Consider the following 592-nt stretch of genomic DNA (forward strand, 5'->3'; position numbering starts at 1 on the left):
CCTGCTGCATCGGCACCGAAACCGAAGAGGAATTCGAAGACCAAGAAGTCGTAGATGGCACGCTGCACCTGCGCCCTACAATCAGCCGCGGTCCTCTCCGCAGGCCGCGTGAATCGACGGCCGATGTGCAAAGGTCGAGCGTGGAATGCTGTGCGATTTGGGGTGCGGGATTTTAGGCGCTTGATTACTGCTCAGCGTATCGTCTGCGGCAATGCGATCCAACAGCTTACGGGTGCCAGTATTAGGCGGCGGGTATCGTTTATCGTCTGGCGAAGATCATCGATATCTGCTCGCGCGCGACCCTCATTCAATCGAGCCGCTTCTATTCAAAATTGTCCCATATGGATAGTATTGTGAATGCTCCTAAGCGTCCGGCGGCTTCAGCCGGCTTTTCAGTAGCCGAGCTTCCCGAAGTAGTGATGCCCGATCGGTGCCGATCAACTCGATCAGCTCGCGCGCTTGAGCTTCAGTTATTCCGGCTTCCTTGGCGAGGAACTGTGCCTGGAAATCCGTCATTCGGTCGCGGTCGGACTTTTCTTCCTCGCCCATGGTGAGCCTTTTGCACTTGGATTGAACCGGAACGCCGGCGGGA

At 56.6% G+C, this 592-nt stretch carries 1 pseudogene; it reads right to left on the reverse strand.

Features of this window, described 5'->3' with window-relative positions:
• Positions 1 to 363: 363 nt before the first annotated feature.
• Positions 364 to 592 (reverse strand): annotated as a pseudogene (locus AC0L3O_RS35480) (hypothetical protein); the annotation flags it as partial.

The organism is Mesorhizobium sp. WSM4810, from assembly GCF_055811235.1.